We start from the raw sequence: 14,886 nt of genomic DNA on the forward strand, positions 1-14,886 counted from the left end.
TCACCGCCCGCACAGCATGCCGTCGTCGTGGACGGCAGGCGTGATGGTCGGCGAGGCGTCCGCATACTGGTTGACCGAGCACAGCCCGGCGCTTGCGGCGCAGTTGGCGGCAAAGGTCCAGGGCGGCGTGTTGGTCTTGGTGATGCTGACCTTGCCGCCGGCCGAGGTGATGATTGCGGTGTCGCCGGGCTGGGTGAGCTGCACGCACTGGGAGCTGGTCGTGCACACGCTGGCGGCGCCATCCTGAAGCACGACGACGGAGCGGCCGCGCTGGGAGAGGATGTCGAGCGTGGTGCCACGCACGCCGATGGTCGCGAGCGGTGTCGTGATCTTGTAAGCGGTCTTTTCCGAATGTCCGGTGACGAAACGGAATGCGCCTGTGGTCATGCGGATCGCGACGTCGCGATAGCTGTGCTCGTCGTTGAAGACGGTGCGGTCGAGCTTCAGCGTGGCGCTCGGGCCCAGCGAGAGGTTGGTGCTGTCGGCCATGACGAAGCGCGCGGCGCTGTCGGCGCCGGTGCGCACGGTCTCGTCGCGCAACATGCTGTCGCCGACACTGATCGGCGTCGTGGTCGTGGCCACGCGCACCACGTCGTTCTGGATCACGACGGCTTCGCCGACGCGCGTCTGTGCCTGCGCGCAAGGCGCCGCGCAGACGAGTGCCGACAACAGAGTTGGGAAAAGCCAGAAACGCAAATTCATTTCGCAACCGATCGATATGTCCCTGATCGTACCGGATCGCGCGCGCTTCTGATGTGGCGAAATTATCACAAGCGGCGCTGGACGTGCGTTATGCTTAGTGACAGTTGCGGCAGAATGCGTTCAATGAAAAGTGCCGTCTTTGTTTTTCTCCGCGGTGAAGCAGATTTGCCACGCAAAATAGCCCCACAGCAGCAGTTCGAATTGCCCGCGGTTCCGAAGGTGTCGCAGAGCGCAGTGATCGCTGTCGCGATTTTCCTGGTCGCGCATCTCGCGCTGCTGATCGGCCTGACGGCACCGGAGAAGTTCGTCTTCGACGAGGTGCATTACGTGCCCGCGGCGCGGCAGATGCTGGCACCCACGATCTCGCAACCGATGCTCAACCCGATGCATCCGCCGCTGGCCAAGGAGCTGATCGCGGCATCGATCGCCGCCTTCGGCGACAATGCGCTGGGCTGGCGCTATCCGTCGACCTTGTTCGGCGCGCTCGCGATCGTCGCGATCTATCTGTGCGGGCTCGCGCTGTTCTCCGCGCAAGGCCCGGCGATCGCCGCCGCGGCGATCGCGGGCTTCAACCAGATGCTTTACGTGCAGGCGCGCATCGCCATGCTGGACATTTACGCGCTCGGATTCGGCCTGCTCGCGATTGCGGCCTTCATGCACGGCTTTCGAAGAGAGCGCCCGCATGCGTTGTTCGCGCTCGCGGGCGCCTTGTTTGGCCTTGCCGCGGTTTGCAAATGGAGCGGCCTGTTTCCGCTCGGCATCTGCATCGTTGTGGTTGCGGTGATCCGGCTGATGCAGGGCTGGCGCACGCTGTTCGCCGACGCGAAGCCGAGCGACTGGTATCGGCCCGATCTCTGGCCCGATCTTCGCGTGCAGCATGTCGCGCTCTGCTTCGCCGTGCTGCCGGCGCTGACATATCTTGCCGCCTTCGTGCCGCTCTACGGAGCGTCGCTGCCGGATCTGATCGAGGCGCAGCGCCGGATATTCGCCGACAACACCACGACCGCGATCGCCGGCCATACCTATATGAGCGCGTGGCCATCCTGGCCGCTGCTCGCGCGCCCGGTGTGGTTCCTGTTCGACAAGACCTCGGAGAACAATGTCTCCGCGATCGTCTTCCTCGGTAATCCGCTGGTCGCGTGGCCGGCGCTGCTCGCGCTCGCCGTCGTGCTGCGCGACTTCACCGCCGCGCGGCGCTGGGATGCGTTCCTGATCGCGGCGTTCTATTTCGGCTCCTGGCTCGCCTGGGCTTTGCTGCCGCGCACGCTCGGCTTCCTCTACTATTATCTGCCGGCCGCAACCGTGGCGTCGCTCGCGCTGGTCTATGTGCTGCGACGAGAGGGACTGCCGCGCTGGCTGCTGTGGGCCTATGTCGTGGTCGCGGCGATCGGCTTTGCGGTGATGCTGCCGATCTCGGCGGCCTTTGTCGGCACGTCCATGCAGACGTTCAACCGGTTGATGCTGTTCCAGAGCTGGATATGAAATCGCCGCCTGTCACGATCGTGGCAGGCGGCGTGTTTCACGCGGCGATGACTTGAATTTCACTTGGACAATTTTACTTGGACGCCGTCGTCTTGGCTTCCATGTTGACGACCTGGACGCGGCGGTTGATCGGGTCGGCGCCGTTGGCGGTGTCCTTCAACTTGGTCTTGCCATAGCCGACGGTGACGAGATCGGTGCCGTTGAGGCCATAGTTCTGCACCAGGTACTTCTTGATGGTGTCGGCGCGACGTTCGGAGAGGCCTTGATTGTACTCCTCGCCGCCGATCGCGTCGGTGTGGCCGGCGACCACGAAGGTCGAGCCTTTCAGCGACGGATCGGACAGCGCCTTGCCGAGCGCCTGCACCGACGGCACCGACGTCTTGGCGATGTCGGCCGAGTTGTAGTCGAACTGGATCTCCAGATCGATCTTCGGCTTGGTGGCGGCGAGCTCGGCGATCTGCTCGCGCTCGCCCATCGAGAGCGACCGGGTCGAGCGGTTGCGCACCGTGTTCAGGAACGTCGCTTCCTTGGCCTGCGCGGTCGGATCGGCTTGCGGACCGACGGACAGGCCGCGGGTTGCCGGCTTCGGCTTCAGCGCATCCAGGATCTGGTTGGCGGAGACGTTATCGCCGGCGAAAGCCAGGCCCGCCGTCATCGACAGCGCGGCCGTAATTGTAATCGCCTTCAGTCCAAAAAACTTATCAAAACGGGTCATTGTCGTATCCTCGCTGTTACGCCTGATGGCGATTTGATGTTGCGAGCGTAGGGAAGGTTCAACAGCCTCGATGTGATGCGGGTCACATTCCAGATGGCCGAAATGACCCGTGCATCCTAGCGCCGGCGCCGATCGGCATCCATGGCATGTCGCGCCAGCGGCGGTGCCCTGCCACCGGGAAGAACCGCTGTATCATTCGGCATCGACTGCAGAATGCTGAACCGGCTGGACTCGCAGCCCGCGCAGGTACAATCTTTCGGCCATTGTTCGTCACCAGCCGTATTGCCCGCTGCGTCAGCAGCCCGAAAAGCGACCGTCGCAGCGACTCTCAGCTCGGTTCGAGCAGCAGAAATCCCCGAGTGATCCAGATCACAGTGCGTCGTCGTGAACTGGATCAGATTGCTCTCATCGGATCGGCTCAGGTCGAACCGAGAGCAGCGAGGAAGTTTGGATCAGGGGAGAATGATCATGCGCTTCTTGATCGCAGCAATTTCAATCGCAGTATTTCTCGTCAGCGGCAACGCGGCCTTCGCGGACAAGCGCGTCGCCTTCGTGGTCGGCAACGCCGCCTACAAGAACGTCCCGCAGCTTCCCAACCCCGCGATCGATTCCAAGGCGATGGCCAGGGTGCTGCGCAATGTCGGCTTCGACGTCGTCGAGGGCGCCAACCTCACCCGCGATGCCATGACCGCGAAGCTTCTGGAGTTCGGCAAGAAGAGCGAAGGCGCCGACGTCGCGGTGTTCTTCTATGCCGGCCACGGGATTGCGGTGAACGGCGTCAACTACCTGTTGCCGGTCGACGCAGACCTGAAATCCGAGATGGACGTCAAGCTGGGCGCTGCGATCAATGTCGACCTCACGCTCGATCAGACCATGTCGGACGCGAAGGTGAAGCTCGTGTTCCTGGACGCCTGCCGCGACAATCCGTTCGCGGCAAAGATCCGCTCGGCCAGGGCCACCCGCTCCGTCAACGTCCAGACCGGTCTTGCCGAGATGAAGTCGGGCGAGGGTACGCTGATTGCCTTTGCCACCGGCCCCGGCCAGACCGCGCTCGACGGCGAGGCCGGCACCAACAGCCCGTTCACCCGCGCGCTCGTCGCCAACATTGCCCAGCCCGGGATCGAGATCCAGCAGGCGATGACCAAGGTCCGTGCCCAGGTCAGTGACGAGACCAGCAAGGGGCAATTGCCCTGGGGGCACACCAACCTGACGGGCAACGTCTATCTCAATCCGGTCGGCGTGCCGGCTGCGGCCACGACCGATCCGTCGAACGCGCCGGCCTTGGCCGCGAGCAAGCAAGGCTCCGACGTCGAGCTCGAGTTCTGGCGCTCGATCAGGGACTCCAACAAGGTCGAGGAGCTCAACGCCTATCTCACCAGCTATCCCAACGGCACGTTCAAATCGATCGCGCTCGCCCGCATCGCGGCGTTGCAGGATGGTCCATCCATCACCACCCGCAACCTCTCGGCCGGGATCGATCCTGCGACCTTTACCGAAGAAGCCAACCAGGTGTCTGAAGACCAGATCGGTCTGGACAAGAACCAGCGCCGCGACGTGCAGCGCCGCCTCACCGGGCTCGGCTTCGACGTCAAGGCGACGGGCAAGTTCGACGATGAGACCCGTTCCGTGATGAGGCGGTGGCAGGCTGCCCGTGGCTATCCTGCGACCGGTTATCTCAACAAGCTCCAGCACAAGGCCCTGCTGTCGGAGATTGTCTCGACCCGCGCGGCCTCCTCCGAACAGGCAGACGACGAGCCGGCGCGTCGCCGGTCCTCCGGCGGTGGCGGCCGGCGCCATTACGGCGGTGGCGGTGCCGGTCCGCCAGGCGGCCCCGGCGGTCTGTTCGGCGGTATGATGGGCGGGTTGTTCGGCCGCCGCTGAGCCGGCAGGCAAGCAACAGGCGGCCCGGCTCGGGCCGCCAATTTGTTCCGGAAACCCTTGCTCACCGATCGTCGCAAAGCCGTCGCGTGATGGCCCGCGTGCGAACAAGAATTCGGCCAGTTGGGCGCCTAGCAGGACTCCGCGTCCAATAACCGCCGAGGAACGGAGCCGAGTTCAGTCCAGTGCCCAGGCCGAGTGATTACCAGTTCTATCGTGGCGGGCCGCCGGATCGGACAGTCTTTCTGAGCTCAATGCCCATCTATGTCGGTGCGGCGATGATCGCGGTGGCGATCCTGCTGTCGACGCTGATCACCGGGCTGACCAGCCGTTACGTCGGCCTCGATGGTCCGAACGACGAGAACATGTGGCTGGTCGACCGCCTCACCGGCAGCGTCTATCGCTGCCAGGCGGAGGGGCGTGGCAAAGCGTCCTGCGAGCCTGACGTTGCCACCGGCAGCCTCGGTGACCGGCCCAAGGTGCAAAAGAACGGCAATTGAGGCCTTTCACCCTCGCAGCGCAGCCATGGCCAACACCGTTATGAGCAACGGCAAGATGAAGAGCGCCTGCATGCATTAAATGAAGGCGCAGAAGGCCATGTCGATGAAGTAAGGCGCGAGGCGCGCACGGTTCGGCCGCGCTGTCAGCAGTTGGCAGCGCGGCTTTTTCTTGAGAAAGCTTCTTTGGCGTCTCTCTTTTTCCTGGCGCGAATCCGGCTACATTGCCTCCTGCAATGTCACGCGCGCCCAAACCCTTTCCGATCCCCACGACACAGGCCCGGCAGATCTGGCTGCATGCCCAGCGGCTGGACGAGCGCGTGCCGTTCGGCGAGGGCGCGCGCGCGGTGGCGGATGCGATCGACCATCTCGGTTATGTGCAGATCGACACCATCAACGTCATCGAGCGCAGCCACCACCACATCCTGTTCAGCCGCATTCCGTCCTACCGGCGTGCCGATCTGCGCCAGGCCCAGAGCGTCGACAGGAGCGTGTTCGAATACTGGACCCATGCGCTGTCCTATGTGCCGGCGAACGATTTTCGCTTCTTCCTGCCGGCGATGCGCGAGCACCGGCGCGAGGGGCACAAATGGTACGCCTCGGTCAAGCCGGCCGATACGCGCAAGGTGATGCGGCTCCTGCGCGCCGGTCCGCTGACGATCCGCGACATCGAGGACGACGTGCTCACCGAGAAGGAGCATCTCTGGCAGAGCCGAAAGCCCTCGAAGCGGGCTTTGCAGCTCGCCTTCTACACCGGCGTTGCGACCGTCAGCGCGCGCCAGGGCATGCTCAAGACCTATGAGCTGATGACGCGGCACTTCGGCTGGGACAAGCTGCCGAAGCCGGCGTCGGCGAGAGACATCACGGCCTATCTGCTCGACCGCGCGATGCGGTCGCAGGGCTTGGTCAGTCTGGATTCGATCTGCCACCTCGATGCGCCGAGCAAGAAGGCGATCGCTCAGCTGGTCGCCTCACGCGTCCGCCGCGGCGAGCTCGTGCCCGTTGCGATCGAGGGCGCCGGCAAGCAGGAGCATTGGGCCGCGCCTGCGGCGCTGGAGCCGGGTGAGGGCGCCGCGCCCGATCTCGTTCACATCCTCTCGCCGTTCGATCCCCTGATCATCCAGCGCAAGCGCACCAATCTGTTCTTCGGCTACAACCATCTGTTCGAAGCCTATGTGCCGAAGGCCAAGCGCAAGCTCGGCTATTTCGCCTTGCCTGTGCTGGTGGGCGACGAGATCGTCGCGGCGCTTGACCTCAAGACCGACCGTCAGGCGAAGAAGCTGTTGATGCAGAAATGGACCTGGGTCGGGCAGGGGAAGAAGACGGCGGGGCGCAAGGAGCTGAAGCGCGTGATCGAGGAGGAGCTCGATCGCTTCGAGCGGTTTCAGCTCGCGGAGTGAAGGCTGCGTGCCGTGGCGCCGGTCTCGTAGGGTGGATTAGCGAAGCGTAATCCACCACTTCTGTTGCCGCGGACGCAAACAGTGGTGGGTTACGCCTTCGGCTAACCCACCCTACGCAGTTGGACGAGCCGATCAATCCAAACGCCAAACGCAATCCCGATGAAGTAAGCCACCAAATTCCACAGCGAAAAGATCCGTCCTAGCAGCAGCGCGCCCGCGGTGGTGAGTCGAAACGCATCGAGCCAGGGCGCATGCACCAGCCGGGAGAACTCGACGGCGATCGCGATGGCCACGGCGATGGCTGCAAGTCGGCTCCGCGACATCCCCGGCAACAAAACCCCGACCAGCAGAAACACCATCGTCGCCCACAGCAGCGAGCCGCCATACTTCACGACGAAGGCGGGAAGGCCGAGCGGAAAGCCGTACCAGCGCAACGACAGCCCGCAGGCGATGACGACCAGCGCAAGGGCGGCGCGGGTCAGCGACCTCCGTCGCAGCGCAACAGGTTTATCCCGCTGCGCCCCGTGCATTGCTTGCTCCATTGACTCTTTCGCGGTGATGCTGAAAACCCCGGATCAGCCCATAAGAGCAACAACCCCGGGGGGAAAGCCATGAGCCAGACCACGACCTATGCCGGTTCCGCCGGCTCAGCCAAGTCGGAAATCGAAACCTCGACGATCCGCGCCATCTCCTGGCGCCTGATTCCGTTCCTGGTGCTGGCCTACTTCTTCTCCTATCTCGACCGCGTCAATCTCGGCTTCGCCGCGCTGACCATGAACGCCGAGCTCAAGTTCACGCCGCTGATCTTCTCCTGGGGCGCCGGCATCTTCTTCATCGGCTATTTCATTTTCGAGGTGCCGAGCAATCTGGCGCTGGAGAAGTTCGGCGCGAGCCGCTGGATCGCCCGCATCATGGTGACCTGGGGCATCATCTCGGCGCTGATGGCGCTGGTCAGCGGCGTGACGAGCTTCTACGTGCTGCGCTTCCTGCTTGGCGTCGCCGAGGCCGGCTTCTTCCCTGGCATCATCCTCTATCTCACCTACTGGTACCCGGCCGAGTATCGCGCCCGCTTCCTCGCCGCCTTCGCCATCGCCGTCCCGGTCTCCACCGTGATCGGCGCGCCGGTCTCGGGCCTGCTGCTCGGGCTCGACGGCGCGATGGGGCTGAAGGGCTGGCAGTGGTTGTTCATCATCGAGGGCATCCCCTCGGTGCTGCTGGGCATCGTCACCTGGTTCTATCTCACCGACAAGCCGGAGAAGGCGGACTGGCTCTCGGCTGATCAGAAGGCCTGGCTCAAGTCCAGGCTCGATTCGGAAATCGCGGCCAAGCAGGCGGTGAAGCATCTGTCGCTCGGCGAAGCGCTGTCGTCGCCGAAGGTGATCATGCTGAGCCTGGTCTATTTCGGCTTCGTTGGTGCGCTCTATGGCATGCAGTTCTGGCTGCCGCAGATCGTCAAGGCGTTCGGCCTCACCAACGCCCAGACCGGCTTCGTCACCGCGATCCCCTATTTGTTCGGCACCATCGCGATGATCCTGTGGGCGCGGCATTCGGATGCGACGCGCGAGCGCGTGAAGCATGTCGGTGCGCCGCTGCTGCTCACCGCCGTTGCGCTGGCCGTCTCCAGCTTCCTCACCGATCCCACCATGACGATGGTGGTGCTGACGGTGGCCGCGATCGGCGTGTTCTGCTGCTTCGGTGTGTTCTGGACCCTGCCGACCGCCTGGCTGTCCGGTACGGCGGCGGCCGGTGCCATTGCATTGATCAACTCGATCGGCAATCTCGCCGGCTTCGGCGGCCCGTATCTGATCGGCTGGGTCAAGGAAGCCACCGGCCAGACCTCGACCGGCTTGCTGGTGCTGGCAGTCCTGCCCCTGATCGCCGGCATCCTTGTGTTTGTCGGCGGCCATGAGAGCAAGCACGAGTTCGCCGGGCAGGGGCGTTAGAGCTGCACCCACCACTGCGTAGCCCGGATGGAGCGAAGCGAAATCCGGGAGCGCTCCGAGCTACAGCCTGCAGGCCCCGGATTGCGCTGCGCTCCATCCGGGCTACGGACTCTCGTAGGGTGGACAAAGGCGCGCTTTGCGCCGTGCCTACCATTTTCCTGATTCCGGCAGGCATGGTGGGCACGCTTCGCTTTGCCCACCCTACAATCGCACCCTCCCGGCAACCGCCATGCAAATCCTTACCACCCCTTAACGATCACGCTTTCCTGATGACTGACGATTATTGACTTTTATCAGTGATTAGTCGACATTCCTCTCATTGCAGTCGCGGGAGTGTCCTCCGATGTTCGTCCGGTCAGTTTTGTCCAGCTATTCCAAGCTCTTGGCGGGTGTGTCGCTGGCCCTCATGGCCGCTGCGCTGGCCGGGTGCAATGATACCGTCGCTGAAAAGGCCGAGCCGCCGCGGCCGGTTCTGGTCGCGACCGCTCATTATGATGCCGAGACGCCGGAGCGCAGCTTCGTTGGCACCGTCAGGCCCCGGATCGAGAGCGATCTCGGTTTCCGCGTGGCCGGCAAGGTTGCCAAGCGCCTGGTCGAGGTCGGCCAGACCGTCGAAATCGGCCAGCCGCTCGCGACCCTCGACGAGGTCGATCTGAAGCTCCAGGCTGAACAGTCCGTCGCCGAGCAGACCGCTGCGACCGGCGTGCTGGCCCAGGCCGCCGCGGCCGAGCAGCGCGCCAAGGATCTGAAGGCCAAGGGCTGGACTACGGATGCGGCGATGGATTCGAGCCGCGCCGCCGCCGATGAGGCCCGCGCGCGTCTGGACCGAGCCGTGCGCTCAGTCGAGCTGACCAAGAATTCTCTTTCCTACGCGACGCTCAACGCCGACGCCCGTGGCGTCGTCACCGCAACGCTGATCGAGCCCGGCCAGGTGGTTGCCGCAGGCCAGACTTCGATCCGTGTCGCCCGCTTTGCCGAGAAGGAAGCGGTCGTCGCGATCCCTGAGACGCTGGTCGGACGTGCCAAGTCGGGCGCCGCCAGCGTCACTCTTTGGTCGGAGCCGGACAAGAAATATGCGGCCAAGCTGCGCGAGATCGCGCCGACGGCCGATCCGTCGACGCGCACCTATCTTGCAAAGTTCTCGCTGCCCGAGGCCGACGACAAGGTTTCGCTCGGCATGACCGCGACGCTGACGCTGTCGGATGCCGCGACCGAGCGCGTCGCGCGGCTGCCGCTGTCGGCGCTGTTCAACGAAGGCGGCAAGCCCTCCTTCTATGTCGTCGACGACAATGGCGCCGTCACGCTCAAGCCGGTCGTGGTGAAGTCCTACGAGAGCAACGACGTCATTATCACCAGCGGTGTCGAAGAGGGCGCCAAGATCGTGGCGCTCGGCGTGCAGAAGCTCGATCCGGGCCAGCGGGTGCGGATCGTCTCGTCACTGTCCTTCTAGTTTACGAGTCACGTCGTGTGAGGTGAGTTTCGGCCCAAGCGCAAATGCCGGGGCTGAAGCGGCGAAGCGATCCAGAACCTGCCCAGCCCCCTGGATTGCTTCGCTGCCTCGCGACGACGGTTTGAACAGAGTGGCTGTGGTTTTTTTGCAATTGGATCATCTTTGGAGAGTGCGATGAAGCGCTTCAACCTTTCGGCCTGGGCCGTCAGCCATCCGACGCTGGTCCTGTTCCTGATGATCATACTCGGCGTCGCCGGCTTCTTCTCCTATCAGAAGCTCGGGCGGGCCGAGGATCCGTTCTTCACGGTGAAGGTGGTCAACGTCTCCGTGATCTGGCCGGGCGCGACCGCGCAGGAAATGCAGACGCAGGTCGCCGATCCCATCGAGAAGAAGATCCAGGAGCTGCCCTATTTCGAGAAGGTGCAGACCTATTCCAAGCCGGCATTCACCGCGCTCCAGGTGACCTTCCGCGATTCCACGCCGCCGAAGGACGTGCCGTATCTGTTTTATCTGCTGCGCAAGAAGCTCGCCGACGTGCAGGGCCAGTTGCCTTCGGGCATTCTGGGACCCGTCGTCAACGACGAGTTCTCCGACGTCGATTCCATCCTCTACATGATGACCGGCGACGGCGCCGACTATGCCCAGCTCAAGAAGGTCTCGGAAGGCTTCCGCCAGCGCCTGTTGAAGGTGCCTGGTGTGACCAAGGTCGACGTCTACGGCAACCAGGACGAGCGCATCTTCGTCGAATTCTCGCACGCCAAGCTCGCCACCCTCGGCATCACGCCGCAGGCCCTGTTCGATTCGCTCGCCAAGCAGAACAACGTCGTGCCCGCCGGCACGGTCGAGACCTCGTCGCAGCGCGTGCCGCTGCGCGTCACCGGCGCGCTCGATGGCGCCAAGGCCGTGGCCGAGACGCCGGTCGAGAGCAACGGCCGCGTGTTCCGTTTGGGTGATATCGCCACCGTCACCCACGGCTATGTCGACCCGCCGAGCTTCATCGTGCGCCAGGAAGGCAAGGCCGCGATCGGCATCGGTGTCGTCACCGCCAAGGGCGCCAACATCCTCGATCTCGGCAAAGAGGTCGAGAAGGCCACCGCCGAGTTCATGAAGGCGGTGCCGCAGGGCATCGACGTCAAGCTCATCGCCGACCAGCCCAAGGTGGTCGAGCACGCCGTCGGCGAGTTCGTGCACTCCTTCATGGAAGCCCTCGTCATCGTGCTGTTCGTCTCGTTCCTGGCACTCGGCTGGCGCACCGGCATCGTGGTCGCGCTGTCGGTGCCGCTGGTGCTCGGTATCGTCTTCGTCGTCATGAACATGATGTCGCTCGATCTGCACCGCATCACGCTCGGCGCGCTGATCATCGCGCTCGGCCTGCTGGTGGATGACGCCATCATCGCCGTCGAGATGATGGTGGTGAAGATGGAGCAGGGCTGGGACCGTTTTCGCGCGGCCTCCTTTGCTTGGGAATCCACTGCGTTTCCGATGCTCACGGGAACGCTGGTCACGGCCGCTGGCTTCCTCCCCATCGGCTTTGCCAATTCCGCGGTCGGCGAATATGCCGGCAGCATCTTCTGGATCGTGGCGATCGCGCTGGTCGCCTCCTGGTTCGTGGCGGTGATCTTCACGCCCTATATCGGCGTCATGTTGCTGCCCAACATCAAGGTGCACCACAATCACGATCCGCACGCGGTCTACGAGACCCGCATGTACCGCGGCCTGCGCGCCATCGTGCAATGGTGCGTCAACCACCGCATCACCGTGGTGGCCGCGACCGTCGGCGTCTTCATCGCCTCGATCGTCGGCTTCGGTCATGTCCAGCAGCAGTTCTTCCCGCTGTCGGAGCGGCCCGAGCTGTTCCTCCAGCTCCGCCTGCCCGAGGGCACCGCCTTCAACGTCACCGAGAAGGCGGTGAAGAAGGCCGAGACGCTGCTCAAGGACGACAAGGACATCGAGACCTATACGTCCTATGTCGGTCAGGGCTCGCCGCGCTTCTGGCTCGGCCTCAATCCGCAGCTTCCGAACGAGGCCTTTGCCGAGATCGTCATCGTCGCCAAGGGCGTCGAGGCGCGCGAGCGCATCAAGGCCAAGATCGAGAACGCGGCTGCGGAGGGCATGCTGACCGAGGCGCGCGTGCGCGTCGACCGCTTCAACTTCGGTCCGCCGGTCGGCTTCCCCGTCCAGTTCCGCGTGATCGGCCCCGACGCCAACAAGGTGCGCGAGATCGCCTATCAGGTCCGCGACGTCATGCGGCAGAACAAGAGCGTCAAGGACGTCCAGCTCGACTGGAACGAGCAGTCGCCTTACCTCAAGCTCGTCGTCGACCAGGATCGTGCCCGCGCCATGGGCCTGACGCCGCAGGACGTCTCGCAGGCGCTGTCCATGCTGATCTCGGGTGCGCAGGTCACGACCATTCGCGACGGCATCGAGAAGGTGGCCGTGGTCGCTCGTGCGGTCCCGTCCGAACGTCTCGATCTCGGCGGCGTCGGCGATCTGACCATCACCTCGAAGAACGGCGTTGCCGTGCCGCTCCAGCAGATCGCCAAGATCGAGTATGCCCATGAGGAGCCGATCATGTGGCGGCGTAACCGCGACATGGCGATCACCGTGCGCTCCGACGTCGTCGACGGCGTGCAGGCGCCCGACGTCACCGGCCAGATCACGCCGAAGCTGAAGGCGATCAAGGACAATCTCGAGCCGGCCTACCGCATCGAGCCGGGTGGGGCGTTCGAGGAATCCGCCAAGGGCAACGCCTCGATCTTCATCCTCTTCCCGCTGATGGTCATGGTGATGCTGACGCTGCTGATGTTCCAGCTTCAGAGCTTCTCGCGCCTGATCCTGGTGTTCCTCACCGCGCCGCTCGGCATCGTCGGTGCCTCGTTCGGCCTCAACGTCGCCAATGCCCCGTTCGGCTTCGTGGCGCTGCTCGGCCTGATCGCACTCGCCGGCATGATCATGCGCAACACCGTCATCCTGGTCGACCAGATCGAGACCGACGTCTCCCACGGCCTGACCCGCCGTGAGGCGATCGTGGAGGCAACCGTCCGCCGCGCCCGGCCGGTGGTGCTGACGGCGCTCGCCGCGATCCTGGCCATGATCCCGTTGTCGCGCTCGGCCTTCTGGGGCCCGATGGCGATCACGATCATGGGAGGCCTGTTCGTCGCGACCTTCCTGACGCTGCTGTACCTGCCGGGCCTCTACGCCCTGTGGTTCAGGAAGAGCCTGGACGAGGCGGGCACCCCTGAGCAGCCTGCCGCGCCGCAGCATGGGAGCGATGACCAGCACGCAATTCCGCTTGCTGAAGCGGCTGAATAAATGAGAAGACTGCTGATGGACGAGTCCTGACACATGACACTGGTTGCGGAACATATCGAAGGCGACACCCGGGATCGTATCCTCGAGGTGGCCGAGCGGCTGTTCCGCCAGATCGGCTACCAGAAGACCACGGTCGGGGACATCGCCAAGGAGCTCAGGATGAGCCCCGCCAATGTCTATCGCTTCTTCGAATCGAAGAAGGCGATCCACCAGTCGGTGGCGCGGGCCTTGATGGGCGAGGTCGAGATCGAAGCGCTGCGGATTGTGGCGCGGCCTGGTCCGGTGCTCCCGCGCTTCCGCGAGCTGCTCACCACCATCCATCGCATGAACACCGAGCGCTATGTCGGCGATAACAAGCTGCATGAGATGGTCGAGATCGCGATGCAGGAGGACTGGGACGTCTGCGTCGCCCATATGGAGTGCATTGCCGGCGTCATCGGTCAGGTGATCGCGCAGGGTACCGCGTCCGGCGAGTTCGAAGCGCCGGACCTGCAACTGGCCTCGATGTGCGCCTGCACCGCGATGATGCGCTTCTTCCACCCCCAGATGATCGCCCAGTGCGCCACCAAGCCGGGCCCGACCATCGACCAGATGATCGATTTCGTCATCGCCGGTCTGTCGCCGCGCCACTGACGGGCGCTGGAATTTCCCCTATAAACTGCTTAGCGCCGCCCTTAACGGGTGGATGGCGGGCAATGACGAAAAGGAAGCAGCGCGTGACCGACAAAGACCTCTATTTCTACGAGCCCTCCAAGGGCCACGGCCTCAAGCACGATCCCTTCAACGCCATCATCGCGCCGCGGCCGATCGGCTGGATCTCCTCCCGCGACACCAAGGGCCACGTCAATCTCGCGCCCTACAGCTTCTTCAACGCCTTTTGCTACGTGCCGCCGATCATCGGCTTCTCCTCCACCAACTGGAAGGACACGGTCTCGAACATGGAGCAGACCGGCGAGTTCGTCTGGAATCTCGCCACCATGGACCTTGCCAGGCACATGAACGCGACCGCCGCGCATGTCGCCCCCGAGGTCGACGAGTTCGAGATCGCGGGCCTCACCGCCGTCCCCGGCAAGCTCGTCAACGTGCCGCGCGTGGCCGAGAGCCCGGTTGCCTTCGAGTGCAAGGTGTCCGACATCGTCCGCCTCAAGGGTGCCGACGGCAAGGAGGCCGATGCCTGGCTGACGCTGGGCGAGGTCGTCGCCGTCCATATCTACAAGGCCATGATCAAGGACGGCGTCTACCAGACCGCCGCCGCCCGCCCCATCGTCCGCGCCGGCCGTCGCGGCGACTACTTCGAGATCAAGCCGGAAAACATGTTCGAGATGGTGCGGCCGGACTGATCTGATCCAGGTTAAGCCACTCTCTCCGCATCGTCATTCCGGGGCGCGCCGTTAGGCGCGAGCCCGGAATCCATACTCCCGATGGTGGTTATGGATTCCGGGCTCGACGCTTGCGCGTCGCCCCGGAATGACGACGGGGCATTCAGCCCGATTCCCCTCCCCGCCAT

At 64.0% G+C, this 14,886-nt stretch carries 12 protein-coding genes; 9 read left to right on the forward strand and 3 right to left on the reverse strand.

The window, feature by feature from the left end:
• The gene (locus IVB46_RS30865; protein WP_063985207.1) at positions 1-702 is read right to left on the reverse strand and encodes a FecR family protein; all 702 of its coding nucleotides are present in this window, start codon (positions 700-702) and stop codon (positions 1-3) included.
• 51 nt (positions 703-753) lie between these two features.
• Between IVB46_RS30865 and IVB46_RS30870 the strand changes: the two genes are divergently transcribed.
• Positions 754-2,184 carry a phospholipid carrier-dependent glycosyltransferase gene (locus IVB46_RS30870; RefSeq protein ID WP_247314469.1) on the forward strand — a complete coding sequence of 477 codons (1,431 nt, stop codon included), beginning with the start codon at positions 754-756 and terminating at the stop codon, positions 2,182-2,184.
• A gap of 73 nt (positions 2,185-2,257) precedes the next feature.
• Here IVB46_RS30870 and IVB46_RS30875 read toward each other — a convergent pair whose 3' ends face one another.
• A complete protein-coding gene (locus IVB46_RS30875; RefSeq protein WP_247314467.1) occupies positions 2,258-2,899 on the reverse strand; it encodes an OmpA family protein in 642 nt (213 codons plus the stop codon).
• A 468-nt stretch (positions 2,900-3,367) separates the two neighbouring features.
• On the opposite strand from IVB46_RS30875, the gene IVB46_RS30880 reads away from it, so the two are divergent.
• The 3 genes from IVB46_RS30880 to IVB46_RS30890 all read left to right on the forward strand — a co-directional run bounded on the left by IVB46_RS30880 (position 3,368) and on the right by IVB46_RS30890 (position 6,674).
• Entirely contained in the window at positions 3,368-4,780 is a 1,413-nt protein-coding gene (locus tag IVB46_RS30880) for a caspase family protein (RefSeq protein WP_247314464.1), read from the forward strand.
• A gap of 251 nt (positions 4,781-5,031) precedes the next feature.
• Positions 5,032-5,277: a hypothetical protein gene (locus IVB46_RS30885; RefSeq protein WP_247314462.1), complete on the forward strand. Its 246-nt coding sequence runs from the start codon at positions 5,032-5,034 to the stop codon at positions 5,275-5,277.
• Between the two features lie 233 nt (positions 5,278-5,510).
• Positions 5,511-6,674 carry a crosslink repair DNA glycosylase YcaQ family protein gene (locus IVB46_RS30890; protein ID WP_247314459.1) on the forward strand — a complete coding sequence of 388 codons (1,164 nt, stop codon included), beginning with the start codon at positions 5,511-5,513 and terminating at the stop codon, positions 6,672-6,674.
• Positions 6,675-6,775: 101 nt separating this feature from the next.
• On the opposite strand, the gene IVB46_RS30895 is transcribed toward IVB46_RS30890, so the two are convergent.
• Positions 6,776-7,204: a DUF2809 domain-containing protein gene (locus tag IVB46_RS30895; RefSeq protein ID WP_247314456.1), complete on the reverse strand. Its 429-nt coding sequence runs from the start codon at positions 7,202-7,204 to the stop codon at positions 6,776-6,778.
• Between the two features lie 81 nt (positions 7,205-7,285).
• Here IVB46_RS30895 and IVB46_RS30900 point away from each other — a divergent pair, with 81 nt between their 5' ends.
• From IVB46_RS30900 to IVB46_RS30920, 5 genes are all read left to right on the forward strand, one after another.
• Positions 7,286-8,617: an MFS transporter gene (locus tag IVB46_RS30900; RefSeq protein WP_247314453.1), complete on the forward strand. Its 1,332-nt coding sequence runs from the start codon at positions 7,286-7,288 to the stop codon at positions 8,615-8,617.
• Between the two features lie 343 nt (positions 8,618-8,960).
• Positions 8,961-10,067: an efflux RND transporter periplasmic adaptor subunit gene (locus IVB46_RS30905; RefSeq protein ID WP_166350138.1), complete on the forward strand. Its 1,107-nt coding sequence runs from the start codon at positions 8,961-8,963 to the stop codon at positions 10,065-10,067.
• A 174-nt stretch (positions 10,068-10,241) separates the two neighbouring features.
• Positions 10,242-13,379 carry an efflux RND transporter permease subunit gene (locus IVB46_RS30910; RefSeq protein WP_247314422.1) on the forward strand — a complete coding sequence of 1,046 codons (3,138 nt, stop codon included), beginning with the start codon at positions 10,242-10,244 and terminating at the stop codon, positions 13,377-13,379.
• A 33-nt stretch (positions 13,380-13,412) separates the two neighbouring features.
• Positions 13,413-14,012: a TetR family transcriptional regulator gene (locus IVB46_RS30915; protein ID WP_247314420.1), complete on the forward strand. Its 600-nt coding sequence runs from the start codon at positions 13,413-13,415 to the stop codon at positions 14,010-14,012.
• A gap of 83 nt (positions 14,013-14,095) precedes the next feature.
• Positions 14,096-14,719 carry a flavin reductase family protein gene (locus IVB46_RS30920; RefSeq protein ID WP_247314418.1) on the forward strand — a complete coding sequence of 208 codons (624 nt, stop codon included), beginning with the start codon at positions 14,096-14,098 and terminating at the stop codon, positions 14,717-14,719.
• Positions 14,720-14,886 lie beyond the last annotated feature (167 nt).

Origin of the sequence: Bradyrhizobium sp. 61 (assembly GCF_023073075.1) — a bacterium.
GTDB classification, from domain to species: Bacteria; Pseudomonadota; Alphaproteobacteria; order Rhizobiales; family Xanthobacteraceae; genus Bradyrhizobium; species Bradyrhizobium barranii.